This window comes from Nocardioides sediminis (assembly GCF_003047295.1).
In the GTDB taxonomy this organism is placed as follows: domain Bacteria; phylum Actinomycetota; class Actinomycetes; order Propionibacteriales; family Nocardioidaceae; genus Nocardioides; species Nocardioides sediminis.
Window position 1 is genome coordinate 153,777 of sequence record NZ_PZYZ01000001.1, and the last position, 19,659, is coordinate 173,435.

At 73.1% G+C, this 19,659-nt stretch carries 18 protein-coding genes; 13 read left to right on the forward strand and 5 right to left on the reverse strand.

Translation table 11 applies throughout. The annotated features are described in order from the left end of the window. Window positions 1-31: 31 nt before the first annotated feature. Window positions 32-481, forward strand: coding sequence for a hypothetical protein (locus DAI17_RS00730; protein WP_199904871.1), 450 nt, complete (start codon window positions 32-34; stop codon window positions 479-481). Here the strand turns inward: DAI17_RS00730 and DAI17_RS00735 are convergent. Then, the gene (locus DAI17_RS00735; RefSeq protein WP_107770992.1) at window positions 476-973 is read right to left on the reverse strand and encodes a hypothetical protein; all 498 of its coding nucleotides are present in this window, start codon (window positions 971-973) and stop codon (window positions 476-478) included. The genes DAI17_RS00730 and DAI17_RS00735 overlap by 6 nt on opposite strands. An 80-nt stretch (window positions 974-1,053) precedes the next feature. Between DAI17_RS00735 and miaB the strand changes: the two genes are divergently transcribed. Both miaB and DAI17_RS00745 read left to right on the forward strand, forming a co-directional pair. Continuing rightward, window positions 1,054-2,544: a tRNA (N6-isopentenyl adenosine(37)-C2)-methylthiotransferase MiaB gene (miaB, locus tag DAI17_RS00740; protein ID WP_107770993.1), complete on the forward strand. Its 1,491-nt coding sequence runs from the start codon at window positions 1,054-1,056 to the stop codon at window positions 2,542-2,544. Window positions 2,545-2,685: 141 nt separating this feature from the next. Further along, a complete protein-coding gene (locus tag DAI17_RS00745) occupies window positions 2,686-3,663 on the forward strand; it encodes a type IV toxin-antitoxin system AbiEi family antitoxin domain-containing protein (RefSeq protein ID WP_107770994.1) in 978 nt (325 codons plus the stop codon). Window positions 3,664-3,694: 31 nt separating this feature from the next. Here DAI17_RS00745 and DAI17_RS00750 read toward each other — a convergent pair whose 3' ends face one another. From DAI17_RS00750 to DAI17_RS21645, 3 genes are read right to left on the reverse strand one after another with little or no spacing between them, the layout of a single operon-like run. Next, window positions 3,695-3,988 carry a hypothetical protein gene (locus DAI17_RS00750; protein WP_107770995.1) on the reverse strand — a complete coding sequence of 98 codons (294 nt, stop codon included), beginning with the start codon at window positions 3,986-3,988 and terminating at the stop codon, window positions 3,695-3,697. Then, window positions 3,985-4,464 carry an NUDIX hydrolase gene (locus tag DAI17_RS00755; RefSeq protein WP_107770996.1) on the reverse strand — a complete coding sequence of 160 codons (480 nt, stop codon included), beginning with the start codon at window positions 4,462-4,464 and terminating at the stop codon, window positions 3,985-3,987. The genes DAI17_RS00750 and DAI17_RS00755 overlap by 4 nt, the downstream gene beginning before the upstream one ends. Window positions 4,465-4,506: 42 nt before the next feature. Further along, window positions 4,507-4,842, reverse strand: coding sequence for an antitoxin (locus DAI17_RS21645; RefSeq protein WP_107770997.1), 336 nt, complete (start codon window positions 4,840-4,842; stop codon window positions 4,507-4,509). Window positions 4,843-4,916: 74 nt separating this feature from the next. On the opposite strand from DAI17_RS21645, the gene miaA reads away from it, so the two are divergent. The 10 genes from miaA (at window position 4,917) to DAI17_RS00810 (ending at window position 18,317) form a co-directional block, all read left to right on the forward strand. Beyond that, window positions 4,917-5,867 (forward strand): tRNA (adenosine(37)-N6)-dimethylallyltransferase MiaA, encoded by a 951-nt coding sequence (gene miaA / locus DAI17_RS00765; protein WP_107770998.1) that lies wholly within the window; start codon window positions 4,917-4,919, stop codon window positions 5,865-5,867. Window positions 5,868-5,914: 47 nt separating this feature from the next. After that, window positions 5,915-7,759: a gamma-glutamyltransferase gene (gene ggt / locus DAI17_RS00770; protein WP_107771696.1), complete on the forward strand. Its 1,845-nt coding sequence runs from the start codon at window positions 5,915-5,917 to the stop codon at window positions 7,757-7,759. Between the two features lie 61 nt (window positions 7,760-7,820). Further along, entirely contained in the window at window positions 7,821-8,747 is a 927-nt protein-coding gene (locus tag DAI17_RS00775; protein ID WP_234412061.1) for a helix-turn-helix domain-containing protein, read from the forward strand. Then, window positions 8,744-9,265 (forward strand): dihydrofolate reductase family protein, encoded by a 522-nt coding sequence (locus tag DAI17_RS00780; RefSeq protein ID WP_107770999.1) that lies wholly within the window; start codon window positions 8,744-8,746, stop codon window positions 9,263-9,265. Before DAI17_RS00775 ends, DAI17_RS00780 begins: the two co-directional genes overlap by 4 nt. A 22-nt stretch (window positions 9,266-9,287) precedes the next feature. Next, window positions 9,288-10,076, forward strand: coding sequence for a diaminopimelate epimerase (gene dapF / locus DAI17_RS00785; RefSeq protein ID WP_107771000.1), 789 nt, complete (start codon window positions 9,288-9,290; stop codon window positions 10,074-10,076). 24 nt (window positions 10,077-10,100) lie between these two features. After that, complete coding sequence (locus DAI17_RS00790; protein WP_107771698.1) at window positions 10,101-10,877, forward strand: SDR family NAD(P)-dependent oxidoreductase; 777 nt, start codon at window positions 10,101-10,103, stop codon at window positions 10,875-10,877. A gap of 333 nt (window positions 10,878-11,210) precedes the next feature. Beyond that, on the forward strand, window positions 11,211-12,353 hold the full coding sequence (locus tag DAI17_RS21745; protein ID WP_107771001.1) for a thrombospondin type 3 repeat-containing protein: 1,143 nt from the start codon (window positions 11,211-11,213) through the stop codon (window positions 12,351-12,353). Between the two features lie 50 nt (window positions 12,354-12,403). Next, entirely contained in the window at window positions 12,404-13,933 is a 1,530-nt protein-coding gene (gene hflX, locus DAI17_RS00800; RefSeq protein WP_107771002.1) for a GTPase HflX, read from the forward strand. A gap of 66 nt (window positions 13,934-13,999) precedes the next feature. Then, window positions 14,000-16,273, forward strand: coding sequence for a protein translocase subunit SecD (secD, locus tag DAI17_RS00805; RefSeq protein ID WP_107771003.1), 2,274 nt, complete (start codon window positions 14,000-14,002; stop codon window positions 16,271-16,273). Window positions 16,274-16,334: 61 nt separating this feature from the next. Further along, window positions 16,335-18,317 (forward strand): ATP-dependent DNA helicase, encoded by a 1,983-nt coding sequence (locus DAI17_RS00810; protein ID WP_234412062.1) that lies wholly within the window; start codon window positions 16,335-16,337, stop codon window positions 18,315-18,317. 27 nt (window positions 18,318-18,344) lie between these two features. Here the strand turns inward: DAI17_RS00810 and DAI17_RS00815 are convergent, their stop codons facing one another. Continuing rightward, window positions 18,345-19,658, reverse strand: coding sequence for an alkaline phosphatase family protein (locus tag DAI17_RS00815; RefSeq protein WP_107771004.1), 1,314 nt, complete (start codon window positions 19,656-19,658; stop codon window positions 18,345-18,347). Between the last annotated feature and the right edge of the window lies 1 nt (window position 19,659).

Below are 19,659 nucleotides of genomic sequence, written 5' to 3' on the forward strand. Positions count from 1 at the left end.
GGCTGGTCAGGCTGGGGACAGGGAGGACCTCATGACCACCACCTCGCGGACGACGCCCGCCGCCGCACGGTCGGGCCTGCGGCACCGGCCGCCGGCGCTCACCACCGGGGTCGGCGGCTTCTTCACCTTCACCGGCGGCATCCACGTCGGGATCGTCGCCGCGGACACGCAGTTCTACGAGCCGTTCGGGGAGCCGGGGCTCTTCGGCTTCGTGCGCACCGGCTGGGCGGAGGTGTTCATGGCCGCCCCCGAGGTGTGGGGCCTGCTCCTGGCCGCCGCCGAGGTCGTGGTCGGGGTGCTGCTGCTCGTCGGCGGGCGTGCCGCCCGGGTCGGCTGGGTGCTCACGATCGTCTTCCACGTCCTGCTGATGCTGTTCGGCTTCGGGATCTGGACGTGGTCGATCCCGGCGATCGCCTTCCTCGCCTGGGGTGCCCGGCGGGACTGGCCGGCGCTGGGCGGCGCGCCGACCGTGGCCTCATAGCGTCCGGACGGTCCCGGAGTCGGGGTCCCAGCGACGCAGCTCGACGAGCCGCAGCCGCAGGTCGTCGTGGCGGAGCACGCCGAGCGCGGTGGGGACGGCCGAGCGGGAGAGTCGCCGCGCGAGCGTCACGTGCGGCAGCCAGCCCGGGTGCTTGGCGTGGGGCACGTCGTCGCGCAGCCCCATCACGGCCCGGATGAGCGGGTCGGGCACGTCGAGGAGTCGGACCAGGGACACCCGGGAGCCGCCGAGCAGCGCGATCCCGGACGCCCGGGTCTCGGCCGGCAGCGCCGGACCGACGCGCGCGAGGGCCACCTCGTCGTGCTCCGGCCCGAGGGCCTCGGCGGTCAGGATCGTGACGTGCGGGGTGTTGGTCATCCCCTTGTGGTCGAGCTGGGAGGGGAGGCCGGCGTCGCGCAGCGCCTGCCAGTCGCTCAGGACGGCCTCGCGTCCCTCGTCGTCCGGGAGCAGCTCGAAGGCGTGCAGGCGCGGCATGGGCCGAGCCTAGGGCGGCGGACCACGGCGCAGCGTGCGATTCGGGCGGCCCCGCGCGCCCGCCGTACCCTTGACCGGTCATGACTGCCACACCTGAGACGCTCCCGCGCACCTACGAGGTCCGCACCTACGGGTGCCAGATGAACGTCCACGACTCCGAGCGCCTGACCGGGCTGCTGGAGGACGCGGGGTACGTCGCCAGTCCCGCCGGCGCCCAGGCCGACGTCGTCGTCTTCAACACCTGCGCGGTCCGGGAGAACGCCGACAACAAGCTCTACGGCAACCTCGGCCACCTCGCGCCGGTCAAGGCCGCCAACCCCGGCATGCAGATCGCCGTGGGCGGGTGCCTCGCCCAGAAGGACCGGTCCACGATCACCGAGAAGGCGCCGTACGTCGACGTCGTCTTCGGCACCCACAACATCGGCTCGCTGCCCGCGCTGCTCGAGCGGGCGCGCGTGCAGCAGGAGGCGCAGGTCGAGATCCTCGAGTCGCTCGAGGTCTTCCCCTCGACGCTGCCGACCCGTCGCGAGTCGGCGTACGCCGCCTGGGTGTCGGTCTCGGTCGGCTGCAACAACACGTGCACCTTCTGCATCGTCCCGTCGCTGCGCGGCAAGGAGAAGGACCGCCGGCCGGGCGAGATCCTGGCCGAGGTCGAGGCGCTCGTCGCCGAGGGCGTCACCGAGATCACCCTGCTGGGCCAGAACGTCAACGCCTACGGCGTGGAGTTCGGCGACCGGCAGGCGTTCTCCAAGCTGCTGCGCGCGTGCGGCGACATCGAGGGGCTGGAGCGGGTGCGCTTCACCTCGCCGCACCCGGCCGAGTTCACCGACGACGTCATCGAGGCGATGGCCGGGACGCCCAACGTGATGCACCAGCTGCACATGCCGCTGCAGTCGGGATCCGACCGGGTGCTGCGTGCGATGCGCCGGTCCTACCGGTCCTCGAAGTTCCTGGGCATCATCGAGCGGGTCCGCGCGGCCATGCCCGACGCGGCGATCACGACCGACATCATCGTGGGCTTCCCCGGCGAGACCGAGGAGGACTTCCTCGAGACGATGCGGGTGGTGCGCGAGTCCCGCTTCTCGGGCGCCTTCACCTTCCAGTACTCCCCGCGTCCCGGCACCCCCGCCGCCACGATGGAGGACCAGGTGCCGCCGGAGGTCGTGCGCGACCGCTACCAGCGGCTGTCCGCGCTGGTCACCGAGATCGCCTGGGAGGAGAACAAGGCGCTCGTCGGCACCCGGATCGAGCTGATGGTCGCCGAGGGGGAGGGGCGCAAGGACGCCGCCACCCACCGGCTCTCCGGCCGCGGCCCCGACAACCGGCTCGTGCACTTCACCCCCGACGGCGCCGAGGGTGTGCGGCCCGGGGACATGGTGACCGTCGAGGTCACCTACGCCGCCCCGCACCACCTCGTCGCGGACGGTCCGGTCCTGGCCGTACGCCGCACGCGCGCCGGCGACGCCTGGGAGGCGCGCACCTCCGGCCCGCCCGCGCCCTCCGGCGTCGGGCTCGGCATGCCGACCGTCGGCGTGCCCGCCCCGCTTCCCCCGGCGCCCGCCTGCGGCTGAGCACCCCGCCGCGACCGCGGCCCCACGTGTGGCTAGGTGTGGCTTCGGTGTCGCCTGGTGGCACCGAAGCCACACTCATCGGTTGTCCACAGGCCCCGATCTCGACGTCTGAGCTCGTCGGACCACGGGCAGGGGTGCGAGATGACCTCACCGCACGCGTGGCCGCCCGGATGGTCGGTGGCCGACTTCCTCGACGACCAGCACGGCGTCGTGTCCAGGACCCAGCTCCTTGCCTCGGGCGAGACGCCGGCCGGCATCCGCCGGCTCATCCGGCGCCGGGAGCTGTCCGTCGTGCACCCGGGCGTCTACCTCGACCACACCGGTGAGCCGCACTGGCTCCAGCGGGCCTGGGCCGCGGTGCTGCACGCCTGGCCGGCCGCCCTGGCGGGGGAGGCGGCGCTGCGCGCCCACGAGGGTCCCGGCAAGCGCCCGGACCCGGTCACGGTCGAGGTGTTCGTGGCCCGGTCGCGGACGGTGCTCGCACCACCCGGCGTACGGATCCGGAGGGTCGACGGGCTCGCCCGGCGGACGGTGTGGAGCGTGGGGCCGCCGCGCGTGCGGTACGACGACGCCGCCATCGACGTGGCCTGCCGGGCGGCGTCGGACCTCGAGGCCCTGGGGGTGCTGGCCGGCGTCGTGCAGGGACGGCGCTCCACCGCCGGCCGGCTGGCCGCCGAGCTGGGCGCGCGTGAACGGGCGCCCCGCCAAGCCTGGCTGGCCGGCGTGCTGACGGACATCGCCGAGGGCTCGTGCTCGGTCCTCGAGCACGGCTACCTCACGCGGGTCGTCCGTCCGCACGGACTGCCGCCGGGTGACCGGCAGGTGCGGGACGCGATCGGAAGCCGGATCGTCTACCGCGACTGCGAGCACGAGGACGGGCTGGTCGTCGAGCTCGACGGCCGTCTCTTCCACGACTCCGCGCAGGGACGGGACCTGGACATGGAGCGGGACCTCGACGCGGCGCTGGCTGGCAAGCACACGGTGCGGATCGGGTGGGGGCAGGTGTTCGACCGGTCCTGCGTGACGGCCGTCAAGGTCGCCGCACTCCACCGCTCCCGTGGCTGGGCCGGGACCCCGCAACCCTGCGGACATGAGTGTGGGATCGGTGCCACCAGGTGACACCGATCCCACAGTCAATCGCCGGCAGCGGTCAGGCGGGAGGCTCGACCGACCCGTCCTCGGACTCCTGGCCGGCCTCGACGTCCTCCTGGGTGCCCGACTCCTGGTCGTCGGCCTCGCCCTCGGGAGCCTGCTTCTTGTCCTCGTCGAGCTGGCCGATCTCGTCGGGCAGCGCGTCGTCGACGCCGGGGTTGGCCTCCGGGTGCAGGTCGCGCCCGAGCCCGTTGTCGGCGGGGTCCTCGCTGACCGCGTCGGCTCCGCCGGGGTTGGGCTCCCCGTCCTCGATGACCGGCTCGGGCTGCGGACCGAGGTCCTCGTTGTTCATGCGTGACCCTCCTGTGTGTTGTCGAAACCGTGCGTGACGTAGCGATCGCCGCTGCCGAGCCGGCTGAGCGCGTAGGCCTCGTGCGGCACCACCGGCGACGGCAACGCGTCGAGGCGGCACCAGCGCAGCTCGGCGCACTTGTCCGGCTCCATCACCCGGGGCTCGCCCTCCCAGGAGCGTGCGGTGAAGAACCAGTCGACGCGCTCGTCGATGGCTTCACCACTCCGGGTGCGGTGCATGGTGAGCTCGAAGTCGAGGTCGACCGCGGTGAGCCCGAGCTCCTCGGCGGCCTCGCGGCGGGCGGCGTCGTACGCCGTCTCGCCGCGCTCGACGTGGCCGGCCGCGGCGGCGGCCCAGTGGCCGTCCATGTAGGGCGTGCCCTGCCGCAGCTGCAGCAGCACCTCGGTGCCGCCGTCGTCCGCCTCGCGCAGGAGGTAGACGTACGACGCGGGCACGACCACGAAGCGATCCGTCACGCGGGTCAACCTAACGGGGCGCGACGGACCGCGCTCACCCCCTCAGGGGCGGGGGGCCGCGCCGGTGGCGGGGTTGGCCGGGTCGGTGGGCAGGCCCGGCTGGTCGGGGGACGGCGTGGGCTCGGGACCGGGCGAGGGCACGACGTCCGGGTCCGGCGCCGGCTCCGTCGTGCTGGCCGAGAAGTCGTCGCGGCGTCCGTCGAGCCGGTCGAGCCCTTCCTTGGCCTTCGCCACCCCGGTCGTGATCTTGTCGCTGTGCTTGCCGCCCGTCTGCTTGTCCATCGCGGCGCCGGCCTTGTCGAGACCGTCCGCGATCTTGTCGCCGTGCTTGTCCACGGCGTCGGTGAGCTTGGCCTTGGCGTCGTCCAGGAAACCCATTCTGGTCCTCCATGCGGTCGGTGCGGATCGGTGCGGCACGAGGGTGCCGCCGGTCGTTTGGAACACTACTGACCATGCCCGCCGCGCCCCACCCCGTGACGGTCGCCGTCGTGGGGGCGACGGCCTCGGGCAAGACCGGGCTCAGCCTCGACCTGGCCGAGGCCCTGGACGGCGAGGTGGTCAACACCGACGCCATGCAGGTCTACCGGGGGATGGACGTCGGCACCGCCAAGCTGCCGCCCGCCGAGCGTCGCGGCATCCCGCACCACCTGCTCGACCTCCTCGACGTCACCGAGCCGGCGACGGTCGCGGAGTTCCAGGGCTGGGCGCGAGAGGCGATCACCAGGATCCGCGGGCGGGGGAGGACCCCGGTCCTCGTCGGCGGCTCGGCGCTCTACACCCGCGCGGTGCTCGACCGCTTCGAGTTCCCCGGCACCGACGACTCGCTGCGTCGCGAGCTCGAGGCCGAGCTCGAGCGCGTCGGACCCGCCGCCCTGCACGAGCGGCTGGCCCGGCTCGACCCCGAGGCGGCCCGCCGGATCCTCGTCGACAACGGCCGCCGCGTCGTACGCGCCCTGGAGGTCATCGCGCTCACCGGGCGCCCGTGGTCGGCCACCCTGCCGCAGCTGGAGTACGCCGACCCGCTCTCGCTCCAGGTCGGCGTCGACGTCGACCGCCCCACCCTCGACGCCCGCATCGACCGGCGGGTGCGCGAGATGTGGGACTCCGGGCTGGTCGAGGAGGTGGAGCGGCTGCTCGACCTCGGGCTCGAGCGGGGACGCACCGCGGGCCGGGCGATCGGCTACCGCGAGGCCACGGCGTACCTGCGCGGAGAGCTCGGCCGCGAGGACGCGATCACGCGCACGCAGGTCGCCACGCGGCGCTTCGCGCGCCGCCAGGACTCGTGGTTCCGCAAGGACCCCCGCATCGTCTGGGTGGCGTACGACGACCCGTCGCGGCTCGAGCGTGCCGTCGCGGCGGTCGAGGCGCTCGCCCCTGAGGGGGATCGACAAGCGGACGGCTGAGGCGTTAGGTGGGCTGCACCACCTCGTGCCAGCCCTCGGAGGCCACCATGCGCATCGCCCTTCCCGCCCTCGCCACCTCCGCGCTCGTCGCCGGGCTGCTCGCCGCGGCACCGCCGGGCGCCGCCGAGGAGCCGGGGGCAGCCGCATCCGCCGCGTCGGCCGCCCGGCCGACGGTCAAGGACCCGACCGCCGTCGGCTACGGGGGAGCGGTCTCGACCGTCGACCCGGAGGCCAGCGCCGCGGCCCTGCGGATCCTCAAGAAGGGCGGCAACGCCGCCGACGCCGCCGTCGCCGCGGCGGCGACCCTGGGCGTGACCGAGCCCTACAGCGCCGGCATCGGCGGCGGCGGCTACTTCGTGCACTACGACGCCGAGACCGGCAAGGTCAGCACCATCGACGGCCGCGAGACGGCGCCGCGCAAGATGCCCACCGACGCCTTCATCGACGACGAGACGGGCAAGCCCTACCCCTTCACCCCGGACCTGGTGACCAGCGGCGTGAGCGTCGGCGTGCCCGGCACCCCGGCCACCTGGGCGCGGGCGCTCAAGCGCTTCGGAACCCTGTCGCTCGCCAAGGCGCTCAAGCCCGCCATCGGCGTCGCGCAGCGCGGGTTCGTCGTCGACGACACGTTCCGCCAGCAGACGCTGGACAACGAGGAGCGGTTCAAGGCGTTCTGGGCCAGCCGGCAGCTCTTCCTCCCCGGCGGCGACGCCCCCGAGGTCGGCTCGGTGTTCAAGAACCCGCAGCTCGCCACGACGTACACGATGCTCGGCGAGGAGGGGATGAAGTCGTTCTACGAGGGCCGGCTCGCGCGGCTGATGGTCAAGATCGTCCGCAAGCCGCGGACCACGCCGAGCACCGAGCTGCCGGTGCCGCGCGGCTACCTGTCCCGCAAGGACCTGAAGAACTACAAGGTGCTCAACCAGAAGCCGAGCCGCAGCAGCTACCGCGGCTACGACGTCTACGGCATGAACCCGTCCTCGTCCGGCGGCACCACCGTCGGCGAGGCGCTCAACATCCTCGAGCGCTACAACCTCGCCGGCATGACCCCGACACAGGCGCTGCACCACTACCTCGAGGCCAGCGCGCTGTCCTTCGCCGACCGGGGCAAGTACCTCGGCGACCCGGCCTTCGTCGACGTGCCGATCGGGGACCTGCTCAGCGACCGGTACGCCGCCGAGCGCGCCTGCGCGATCAGCCCGACCAAGGCGCTGACCAAGCCGACCGCCGCCGGCGACGTCACGTCGTACGACGGGGTCTGCAACGCACCGGCCGCGCGCGGCACCGTGGACGCGGACACCGAGAACATCTCGACGACCAACCTGACGGTGGCCGACAAGTGGGGCGACGTCGTGGAGTACACCCTCACCATCGAGCAGACCGGTGGCTCGGGGATGGTGGTGCCGCGCTACGGCTTCCTGCTCAACAACGAGCTGACCGACTTCTCCACCGTCTACGACCCGGCCGACCCCAACCGCATCCAGCCCGGCAAGCGGCCGCGCTCCTCGATGAGCCCGACGATCGTGCTCCGGGACGGCCGGCCGTTCATGGCGCTGGGCTCGCCGGGCGGCTCGACGATCATCACCACGGTGCTGCAGACGCTCGTCAACCGGATCGACCTGGGGATGGACGCCGCCGGCGCGCTCGCCGCCCCCCGGGCCACGCAGCGCAACACCGCCAACGTGACCGCCGAGCCCGACTTCATCACCCGCTACGGCACCGGCCTCACGGCGCTGGGCCACAAGCTCGTGGCCTCGGGTGACGCGTTCACCAGCGCCGCGGAGATCGGAGCCGCGACCGCCATCGAGTTCGGTCCCGGCGGCCTGATGATCGCGGTCGCGGAGCCCACGCGACGGGGTGGCGGCTCGGCCAAGGTCGTCGACCCGCGGTAACACCCAGTCGTGAGCAAGATCGGTCGGGTGCCCCGGCACCCGGCCGGTCCACACTGGGTCCGTGACCGGACGTGACCGCCTGCGCGAGCTGCTCGACGCGGTGCTCGACGAGGACAACCAGCGGCTCGACGACATGGCCGGCACGGCGTACTCCTCGCGCTTCCACTTCAGCCGCGAGGTCGCGCGGGGCACCGGCGAGACCCCGGTGGCGCTGCGGCGACGGGTGATGCTCGAGCGCAGTGCCTGGCGGGTCTCGCGGGGGCTGTCGGTCACCGACGCGGCGTTCGAGGCGGGCTACGAGTCCGTGGAGGGCTTCAGCCGAGCCTTCGCGAGGGCGTACGGCGTGCCGCCGAGCGCGCTGTCGGCCCGCGGCTCGCGACCCGGGCAGGCCCGCACCCACTGGCTGCCCGCACCCAACGGCGTGCACTTCCACCCGCCGCTCAGCCTGTGGGTCCACGACTCCGAGGAGGTTCCTCCCATGCACGTCTCGGCCCAGCTCCTGCAGCACGACGTCGACGACACCGGCCACCTGGTCGACCGGGTCGCCTCGATCCCCGACGAGGACTACCGGCGCGCGGTGCTGCCCGGTCAGGTGGTGCTCTCCTTCGACGGCGAGGAGCCGTCGGTCGCGGCCGTGCTGGAGCACCACGTCTTCAGCAAGGAGGTCTGGGTCGCCGCGTTCGAGGGGACCGACTTCCCCGAGCGTGGTGGCGACGACCCGGCGAGCCTGGCCGCCCGCCACGAGGCGATCGCGCCCCGCTGGCTGGCGGTGTGCCGCGACATCGAGCAGCGGCAGGCGTGGGACGACCGGCTCATCGACGCGCTGTGCGACCCGCCCGAGTCGTTCCAGGTCGGGAGCGTGGTCGCGCACGTGCTGTCCTTCGGCGCCCACCGCCGCCAGCTGGCGCGCCTCATGCTGCGCGCCGCCGGCCACGACGTCGACGACGGGGACCCCATCACCTGGAGCAGGAAGAGGTACGAGGCGTGACCACGATCTACTACACGGGCTGCTCGCTCGACGGCTTCATCGCCACCACCGACCACTCGCTGGACTGGCTGACCTCTCGCGACATCGACGAGGCCGGCCCGATGCACTACGCCGGGTTCCGGGAGCGGATCGGCGCCTGCGTCATGGGCGCCACCACCTGGCAGTGGATCCTCGACCACGACGACGACCCGTGGGGCGACCTGCCGACGTGGGTGATGACGCACCGCGAGTTCGAGCCGGTCAAGGCGGTGACCTTCACCGCCGACCCGGTCCGGGAGGTGCACGCGGCGGCGCTCGACGCGGCCGCCGGCAAGGACGTCTGGCTGGTCGGCGGCGGGGACCTCGTCGGGCAGTTCCACGACGCCGGGCTGCTCGACGAGGTCTGGATCCAGTACGCCCCCGTCACCCTCGGCGCCGGCGCGCCCGTGCTGCCGCGCCACGTCGAGCTGCGGCTCGAGGAGGTCGAGCGCAACCGGGACTTCGCCTGCCTGCGGCACAGCGTGGTCCGCGCGACGTGAGGCGCCCTGCGACACTGGGCCGGTGAGCTACCGCTTCCTCAAGGGCCACGGCACCGAGAACGACTTCGTCGTCCTGCCCGACCCCGACGGCACCGTGCACGGTGACCTGGACCCGGCCCGGGTCAGGGCCCTGTGCGACCGCCGGGCCGGCATCGGCGCCGACGGCGTGCTGCGCGCCGTACGGGACGGCGACGGCTGGTTCATGGACTACCGCAACGCCGACGGCTCGACCAGCGAGATGTGCGGCAACGGGGTCCGCGTCTTCGCCCGCTACCTCCACGACCACGAGGGCGAGCCGCTCCCCGTGGCCGTCGCGACGCGCGACGGCGTCAAGGTCGTCAGCGACGCCGGCGACGGGCTGCTCACCGCCGACATGGGCAAGCCCGCGGTGTACGACGCCACGACGGTCACCGTCGACGGCACCGCCCACGCGGCCCGGCACGTCTCGATGGGCAACCCGCATGCCGTCGCCCTCGTCGAGGACCTCGCGGAGGCGGGGACGCTGCTGACCGAGCCGGGCTACGACCGCGCGGTCTACCCCGAGGGCGTCAACGTCGAGTTCGTCGTACGACGCGGCGACCGGCACGTGGCCATGCGCGTGCACGAACGCGGCTCCGGCGAGACCCGTTCGTGCGGCACCGGCGCCTGCGCAGTGATGGTCGCGACGGCCCTGGCCGACGACGCCCCGCGCGGCACGTCGTACCGCGTCGACGTCCCCGGCGGCCGCCTCGACATCGTGTGGACCGAGGACGACCGGGTGCTGATGACCGGGCCGGCGGTGCTGGTCGCCGAGGGCGTCACCGACCTCTGAGCCGGGCGTCCTATGCTCGCGCGCATGGACATCACCGGAGCTTCCGCCATCGTCACCGGAGGCGCGTCGGGCATCGGCGCCGCCGTCGCCCGCGCCCTCGCCGCCCGTGGCGCGATCGTCGTGGTCGCGGACCTCAACGCCGAGAAGGGCGAGGCCCTCGCCGAGGAGATCAAGGGCGTCTTCGCCCGCGTCGACGTCACCGACTCCGAGCAGATCACCGCCGCGGTCCGCGCCGCCGCCGAGATCGCCCCGCTCCGTGCCTGCGTCAACTCGGCCGGCATCGGCTGGGCCCAGCGCACCATCGGCCGGGACGGCGAGATCGAGTCCGCGCACGACCTCGACGCCTTCCGCAAGGTCGTGGAGATCAACCTCATCGGCACCTTCGACATGACCCGCCAGGCGGCGACCCTGATGTCGCGCAACGAGCCCGACGCCGACGGCCAGCGCGGCGCGATCGTCAACCTCGCCTCCGTGGCGGCCTTCGACGGCCAGATCGGGCAGGCGTCCTACTCGGCGTCCAAGGGCGGCGTCGTCGGCATGACCCTGCCGGTCGCTCGCGACCTCGCGGCGTCCGGCATCCGGCTCAACACCGTGGCGCCCGGCCTGGTCGACACCCCGATCTACGACGCGTTCCCCGAGCCCGAGGCGTTCAAGGCCAAGCTGGGCGAGTCGGTGCTGTTCCCCAAGCGCCTCGGCCACGCCGAGGAGCTGGCCAGCATGGTCGTCGAGTGCCTCACCAACTCCTACATGAACGGCGAGACGATCCGCGTCGACGGCGGCATCCGGATGCCTCCCAAGTGACGGACCCGACCGTCCCGGTGGTCTAGGCAGAACGGCAAAGACTCTCGGGTTCTCGTCCCTCCCGCCCGCGCGGGAGGGACGCTCCCTGCGTCGGTCTGCGTCCGGGGGGATGGTGAGCACATGGCGTACGTCGCCGGGTTGCCGCAAGGCGCGAGCCCACGAGATCGGCGCCCCGCACCCTGTCGCGTGGGAGGGGACCCGGACCCGGTGCTCGGCGAGGTCGACACGGACGTCGACTCGGATGTCGACGAGGGCGCGGCGCCCGGCCCGCGTCGTCCCTGATCCGGCGATCGGGTGCACCCGACCGACCTCCCTGCCTACCCTGTGCGGGCCATGACTCTCGGAACCCGCGCCGCCGTGCTGTCCCTGCTCACCGGTCTGCTCGCCGTGCCGCTCGCGGGGCTTGCGGCCGTGCCGGTTCCCAGCGCTTCGGCTGCTCCGGCGATTCCGTGCGTGGTGACGTACTCCTACGACGGCCCGCCCGTCGACCTGCCGGTGTCCCCGGCGGCCGGTGACTTCCGGCGTACCCGGGTGCCGCTGGAGGTCCCCGCCTCGTCCTTCGTCGAGGACGTCGACGTGACGTACTCGATCAGCCACGCGCGCGGACGGCACGTCGCCGTCTCGCTCGGCGCCAGCGAGGGCGCGGACAACGACCTGCAGGTGGCGGCGGCCCGCGCGGGCGCGCAGCCGGCGCCGCTCACCTTCGACGACGAGGCCACCGCCGCGTTCGGCGACGGCTCGGGACCGGGGCGCTACGTCCCGGCGCAGCGCCTCGACCTGCACGACGGCCTCTCCGTCGGCCGGACGTGGCGGCTGCTCATCGACAACCACGCCACCAACGTGGCTGGGCAGCTCACGGCGTGGTCGGTGACCATCACGCGCTCGTCGTGCGACGAGGACGCCGACGGGGTCGAGGACCACGGCGACAACTGCCGCGGCGTCGCCAACCCCGACCAGGCCGACCAGGACGCCGACGGCAGCGGCGACGCCTGCGACGGGGACCGCGACGGCGACGGTGTCGTCGCGGGCGACAACTGCCCGACGCTGGCCAACCCCGCCCAGGTCGACTCCGACGGCGACGGGACCGGCAACGACTGCGACCTCGACGACGACGGTGACGGCGTGCCCGACCGTGACGACGGGTGCGCGGGGGTCACCGCCAGCACCGCCACCGGCTGCCCCAGCGCCTCGCGCTCCGCGACCCTCACCGTCCGCAGGGCCGCCCGCAAGCTCGCGGGCAGGATCAAGTCCGACCTGGCCGTCTGTCGCACGGACCAGGCGGTCTCGCTCTGGCAGAAGCGCTCCGGCAAGGACCGCCGGCTGGCCGTGCTGCGCTCCTCCTCCACCGGCCGCTACCAGGTCCGGATGCCGCGCGAGGCAGGCAAGTACTACACCCGCGTCCAGCGCACCTACGTCCTCGGCGTCGCCGAGTGTGGCGCGGACCGCTCGCGGGTCGTGCGGGTCCGCCGCCGCTGAGCGTTATTCGCCTCGCGGTCCGTGGCGTCCCGACCTACTCTTGACGGCATATGACGAACGCACCTGACTTCAGCCTCGACGCCGAGCTCGCCGCCACCCGCACCTGGGACGACGCCGACGCCGACCGTGACGACTGGGAGAGCGGGTACGCCGACGAGCTGGTCTCGGCGGACGGTCCCGACCCCGAGGAGCTCGACGACGACGTCGACGCCCCCACCACCGGCGAGCAGGACCTCGCCGAGCGGCACGCGCTGCGGCGCGTCGCCGGCCTGCGCACCGAGCTCGAGGACATCACCGAGGTCGAGTACCGCCAGCTCCGGCTCGAGCGCGTCGTGCTCGTCGGCGTCTGGACCGAGGGCACCGTGACCGACGCGGAGAACTCCATGGCCGAGCTCGCGCTGCTCGCGGAGACCGCCGGCTCGGAGGTCCTCGACGCGATCTACCAGCGCCGCACCAAGCCCGACCCCGCGACGTACATCGGGCGCGGCAAGGTCGACGGGCTGCGCGAGATCGTGCAGGCCACCGGCGCCGACACGGTGATCCTCGACGGCGACCTGGCGCCCAGCCAGCTGCGCAACCTCGAGGACAAGCTCAAGGTCAAGGCCATCGACCGCACCGCGCTGATCCTCGACATCTTCGCCCAGCACGCGAAGTCCAAGGAGGGCCAGGCCCAGGTCGAGCTCGCGCAGCTGCAGTACATGAAGCAGCGCCTGCGCGGCTGGGGCGGCAACCTCTCCCGCCAGGCCGGTGGCCGCGTCGGCGCCGACGGCGGCGGCATCGGCGGCCGTGGCCCCGGTGAGACCAAGATCGAGACCGACCGTCGCCGCATCAACACCAAGATCGCCAAGCTGCGCCGCGAGCTCAAGGCGCTCGAGGGCACCCGCGACACCAAGCGCCAGGAGCGCCGCCGCAACCACGTGCCGAGCGTGTCGATCGCGGGCTACACCAACGCCGGCAAGTCCTCGCTGCTCAACCGGCTCACCGACGCCGGGGTGCTCGTGGAGGACTCGCTGTTCGCGACCCTCGACCCGACGACCCGGCGTACGACGACCAAGGACGGCCGCGTCTACACGATGTCCGACACCGTCGGCTTCGTCCGGCACCTGCCCCACCAGCTGGTCGAGGCGTTCCGCTCGACGCTGGAGGAGGTCGCCGACTCCGACCTCATCCTGCACGTGGTCGACGGCTCGCACCCCGACCCCGAGGGCCAGCTGGCCGCGGTGCGCGAGGTGTTCGCCGAGATCCACGCGGACAAGGTCCCCGAGCTGGTCGTCATCAACAAGGCCGACGCCGCCGACCCGCTCGTGCTGGCCCGGCTCCGCGCCCGCGAGCCGCACAGCGTCGTCGTCTCCGCCAGGACGGGGGAGGGCATCGAGGCCGCGCTGGCCGCGGTCGAGGCCGACCTGCCGCGCCCCACCGTCGAGTTCTCCGCGCTGCTGCCCTACGAGCGCGGCGACCTGATCAACCGGCTGCACCAGGAGGGCGAGATCGCCTCGCTGGAGCACACGGGCGAGGGGTCGCTCGTCAGCGGTCGCGCCAACGCCGACCTCGCCGGTGAGCTGGAGGACTACGCCGTCTGAGGCGCGCGCCGGGCCGAGGGCAGGCCGATTCACGGCGCTCACCGGTCGTGGGAGAGGATGTCGCGCATGTCACGTGGTGCCGTCGTTCGCTTCCTCCTCGTCCTCGGGCTCCTGGCGGGTTGTGCCGCGATCGCGCTCAACATCAAGCCCAACCTGGGCCTGGACCTGCGCGGCGGCGCGCAGTTCGTCTTCCAGGCCAACGACACCGAGACGACCGAGGCCACCGCGGAGAACGTCGACAAGACCGTCGAGGTGCTGCGCGGCCGCGTGGATGCCCTCGGTGTCGCCGAGTCGACCCTGGTGCGCCAGGGCGACGACCGGATCCTCGTCGAGCTGCCCGGCGTCACCAACGACGACGAGGCGCAGGAGGCCGAGGAGCGCATCGGCCAGACCGCCCAGCTGAGCGTCCACCCCGTCGTGGCTGCGGTCAACGGCCCCGACGCCGAGCCCAGCAAGAAGGGCAACGAGATCCTCCCCGCCGAGGACGGGCAGTACCTCGAGGTCGGTCCCACGGCCCTGCAGGGCGACGAGATCACCGGCGCCGAGGCGGTCCAGCGGGAGAACAGCGTCGGCTACGCGGTCGCCGTCGACTTCAGCGGCAGCGGCTCGGACGCCTTCGGCAAGCTCTCCGGCGAGGCCGCCTGCGCGCAGGGCGACCAGCGCCGGATCGCGATCGTGCTCGACGGCGAGGTCATCTCCAGTCCCGAGGTGCAGGTGCCCTGCGGCGGCAACATCACCGGCAGCACCGACATCACCGGCGACTTCAGCCTCGCCACCGCCAGCGACCTCTCGGCCCTCATCGAGGGTGGCGCGCTGCCCCTCGAGCTCGAGCTGATCTCCGACCGCCTCGTGGGCCCGACCCTGGGCGCCGAGGCGATCGACGCCTCGCTCGAGGCCGGCATCATCGGACTGATCCTGACCGGCATCTTCATCATCGTGGTCTACCGCCTCGTCGGCGCGATGGCCACCATCGCGCTCGCGTCGTACGCCCTCCTCGCCTACGCGATGCTGCTGGCGCTCGGCTCGACGCTGACGCTGCCCGGCCTCGCGGGCTTCGTGCTCGCCATCGGCATGGCGATCGACGCCAACGTGCTCGTCTTCGAGCGCGCCCGCGAGGAGTACGCCGAGTACCCGTCGGCCGGCCTGCGCCGCGCCCTCGCGGTCGGCTTCAACAAGGCGTGGAGCGCGATCATCGACTCCAACGTCACCACCCTGCTCGCCGCCGCCCTGCTCTTCATCCTCGGCTCCGGCCCGATCAAGGGCTTCGGCGTCACGCTCTCCATCGGTGTCATCGCCTCGATGATCTCCGCGCTGATCATCGCCCGCGTGCTCTCCGAGCTGGCCGTGTCCAACAAGGCCGTCGCCCGCCGTCCCGCCATCAGCGGCCTGAGCAACGTCGGCAAGGTCCGCGAGTGGCTGGACCGCAAGAACCCCGACATCATGGGCCGGCGCGGGATGTGGCTGGGCGTCTCGGCCGCCGCGGTCGTCCTCGCCGTGTCCGGCATCGTGGTCCAGGGCCTCAACCTCGGCGTGGAGTTCAGCGGCGGCCGCCAGCTCGACTACTCGGTCACCGAGGACGTCACCGTCGACGAGGCGCGCGCGGCGATCGAGGACGCGGGCTTCCCGCAGGCGGTCGTCCAGGGCGCCGACACCGCCGACTTCACGGTGCGCACCGGCGAGATCAGCAACGAGGACGAGCAGCGGATCGAGGACGCGCTCGTCGAGATCGGCGGCGAGGTCACCAAGGAGGACGACCAGACCATCGGCGCCTCCCTCGGCACCGAGCTGCGCGACAAGGCGCTCATCGCCTTCGGGGTCGCGCTGGCGGTGCAGCTGCTCTACCTCGCGATCCGCTTCAAGTGGACCTTCGGCGTCGCGGCGGTGGTCGCGATGGCCCATGACGTGCTCATCGTCGTCGGCCTCTTCGCGTGGCTGGAGAAGCCCATCGACGGCATCTTCCTGGCTGCCGCGCTGACGATCATCGGCCTCTCGGTCAACGACACCGTGGTCGTCTTCGACCGCATCCGAGAACGCTGGTACGGCTCCCGCCCGGAGGACGAGTTCAACGCGATGGCCAACAAGGCGGCCGTCGAGACGATGCCGCGCACGGTCAACACCGGCCTCGGCGCGATGTTCATCCTCGCGGCGCTGGCGGTGCTCGGTGGCGACTCGCTGCGCGACTTCGCGATCGCCCTGCTCGTCGGCCTCGTCGTCGGTACCTACTCCTCGGTCTTCACCGCCACCCCGCTGCTGACCTACCTCCAGCAGAAGGCTCCGATGAGCCGGGTCAAGCGCGAGAAGGTCGTCCGCGAGCCCGAGGACTCCGGCGCCGTCGTCTGACGCTCCGTCTCCCTGTGGAGCGGCTTCGTCGGGTGTCGGTGGCGCGACATAGGGTTCTCCGGTGCCCTCCACCGACTCCGGCGTGACCACCCTGCTCCACGAGGCCGTGACGGCGCTCGGGGGGCAGGAGCGCGCCGGCCAGGTGCAGATGGCCGAGGCGGTCTCGACCGCCCTGGCCGAGGGCGAGCACCTGCTCGTCCAGGCCGGCACCGGCACCGGCAAGTCGCTGGCCTACCTCGTGCCGGCGCTGCTCCACGACCAGCGGGTCGTCGTCGCCACGGCCACGCTCGCGCTGCAGCACCAGCTCGTCGAGCGCGACATCCCGCGGCTCATGGAGGCCGTCAAGGGCAGCGTCGACACGTCGTACGCCGTGCTCAAGGGCCGTTCCAACTACGCCTGCCTGCACCGCATCCGCGAGGGCGTGCCGGACGACCAGGGCGCGCTCGTCGACGTCCCCGTCGGGTCGATGGCCGAGACGGTCCTCGAGCTGCGCGCCTGGGCCGAGAAGGAGGCCGAGGACGGTGGCACCGGCGAGCGCGACAACGCCCCGCGCCACATCGACCGCGAGTGGCGCCAGGTCAGCGTCAACCACCGCGAGTGCCTCGGCGCCGCCAAGTGCCCGTTCGGCCAGGAGTGCTTCGCCGAGCTCGCGCGGGAGAAGGCGCAGCGCTCGCACCTGATCGTCACCAACCACTCCCTGCTCGCCATCGACGCCATCGAGGGCGTGCCGATGATCCCGGAGTACGACGCCGTGGTCATCGACGAGGCCCACGAGCTCACCGCGCGGGTCACCCAGGCCGCCACCGACGAGCTGGCGGTCAACGACGTCGAGCGGGCCGCGCGGCGCTCCCAGCGGATCGTCGAGGACGACTCGGCCGACCGGCTGGCGGAGGCCGCCGACGCGCTGTCGGACGCCTTCGAGGCGACGAGCGCGGGGCGGATCGAGCGGATGCCTGAGCAGCTCGGCGCCGCGCTCGCCCTCGCCCGCGACGCGGCTCGCACGTGCCTGTCGGCGTACCCCCGCGAGACCGCCGGCGACGGCGAGGCCGACCCGGGCCGCACCCAGGCCAAGGGGATGGTCCAGGACGTCTTCGCCAACGCCGAGCGGATGGCCGCCGACCTCGAGTCCGACGTGCTGTGGCTCAGCGAGCCTCCGCCGCACATGGCCAACCGCGTCCCGCCGCGGCTGCACGTCGCGCCGCTCCAGGTGTGGGGGCAGATGCGGGACAAGCTGCTGACCGACAAGACGGTCGTGTTCACCAGCGCGACCCTGATGCTCGGCGGCGACTTCAACGCGGTGGCCACATCGATCGGCCTCAAGCCGACCGAACGGGTCGTCGCGGAGGGCGAACCGCCGTCGGGCGACGGCGTGCTGCCGTGGCGCGGCATCGACGTCGGCTCCCCGTTCGACTACGGCCAGCAGGCCATCTTGTACGTCGCCCGCCACCTGCCGCCGCCGGGCCGTGACGGGCTCGGCAAGGCCCAGCTCGACGAGATCTGCGAGCTCGTCGACGCGGCCGAGGGCCGCACCCTCGGGCTCTTCTCCTCGCGCCGGGCCGCCGAGGCCGCGGCGGAGCACGTGCGTACCGTCCTCCCGCACCTCACCACCCTGGCCCAGGGCGACGCCCAGCTCCCCGAGCTGGCCAAGCAGTTCGTCGAGGACCCGCACACCTGCCTCTTCGGCACCCTGTCGCTGTGGCAGGGGCTCGACGTCCCGGGCGACACCTGCCAGCTCGTGCTGATCGACCGGATCCCGTTCCCGCGCCCCGACGACCCGCTGATGTCCGCGCGCCAGCGGGCCGCCGACAAGGCCGGCGGCAACGGCTTCATGCAGGTGGCCGCGACCCACGCCGCGCTGCTGATGGCCCAGGGCGCCGGGCGGCTCATCCGCACCACCACCGACCGCGGCGTCGTCGCCGTGCTCGACCCCCGGCTGGCCACCGCCCGCTACGGCGGGTTCCTCAAGGCCTCGCTGCCGCCGATGTGGACGACGACCGACCCCGCGCTCGTGCGGAAGGCGCTGGCGCGGCTTGCCGCCGGCTGATCTCCGCTTCGCCGCCGCTGCGGCGCCTCAGCCGGCCGGCAGCCGCGACGACCCGTCGTACCCGCCCTCCGGCGCGCCGAGCCCGAAGTACGCCGCCAGCGTCGGCGCGACGTCGATCGTGCGCGCCTGCTCCGAGGCCGAGACACCGCGGGGTACGACGGGGTGGCCGCCGCCGATGAACCACGGGATCGGTCGCGTCGCCGGGTGCCCGTGGTTCCCGGGGATCGGATTGGACCAGACGTCGGGGTCGGTGAAGCGCCAGCCGGCGCGGCAGTGCACGACCACGTCGCCGGCCAGCGGCCCGGTCCGCAGCGTCGGGTCGACGAGCGGGTCCAGCGCCTCGAGGACGCCGGGGGTCTCGGACGCGAGTGCGATCATTCGCGCGACGGCCGCCGCTCGGGAGGCCGGGTCACCGGTCCAGTACAGCAGGTCGGCGCCGCCGTTGTCGGCGATGACGACGTTGCCGGCCAGCAGCGGGTCGGCGTCCATCACGGGCTGCAGGTGCACCACCGAGTCCGGGCGCGACCAGTCCATCGAGTGGTCGGCGAGCACGATGACGATCGAGTCGGCCCACCGCCCCGACGCCTTGAGGGCGTCGACGAAGCGCCCGACCTGGAGGTCCGTGGCCGCCAGTGCCGCCTGCCGGGCCAGCCGCAGCGACAGCGGGCCGGTGACGTCGGAGTGCCCGACCCGGTCGACGTCCCCGAGGTTGACGAAGACCAGGTGCGGATCGTGCTGCTCGACCATCGCCACGGCGGCATCCATGGTGGCCTGGTCCGGCGCGTGCCCGGAGACGGGGACGACCGGGAAGGGCTCCCACCGGTGGGTGGCCCGGTCGCCGAAGACGCCGTACAGGTACTCCTTGCTCAGCACCGTGCCGGTGGTCAGCCCGGCGGCACCCAGCTGCTCGAGGACGGTGGGCACCCGGATGTCGCTCGGCCGGTCCATGTCCCGGACGACGCCCTCGGCGCGGTCGTAGATCGAGTTGGCCGGTACGCCGCTGCGGTCGGGCCGCACGCCGGTCATCATCATCACGTGGTTGGGGATCGTCTCCATGACCGGCATCGAGGAGGCGAAGGGGTGGTTGAGGCCGCCGTCCCGCAGCGCGGCGGCGCGCGGCATGAGCGGGGCGGTGACCTCGTCGGGCCGGCAGCCGTCGAGCACCAGGACGTAGGCCCGCCTCGTCGTCGCGGCCGCGGCCGGACGCGCCCCGAGTGCGGTGGAGATCGCCACGGTGGCACCGCCTGCGCCGGCGACCTTGAGGAGCGAGCGGCGTCCGGTGCGGAGGTCGTCGAGGCCGCGGGTGAAGGCGGTTGTGGTCCGCTTGGTCTGGTTGCACACG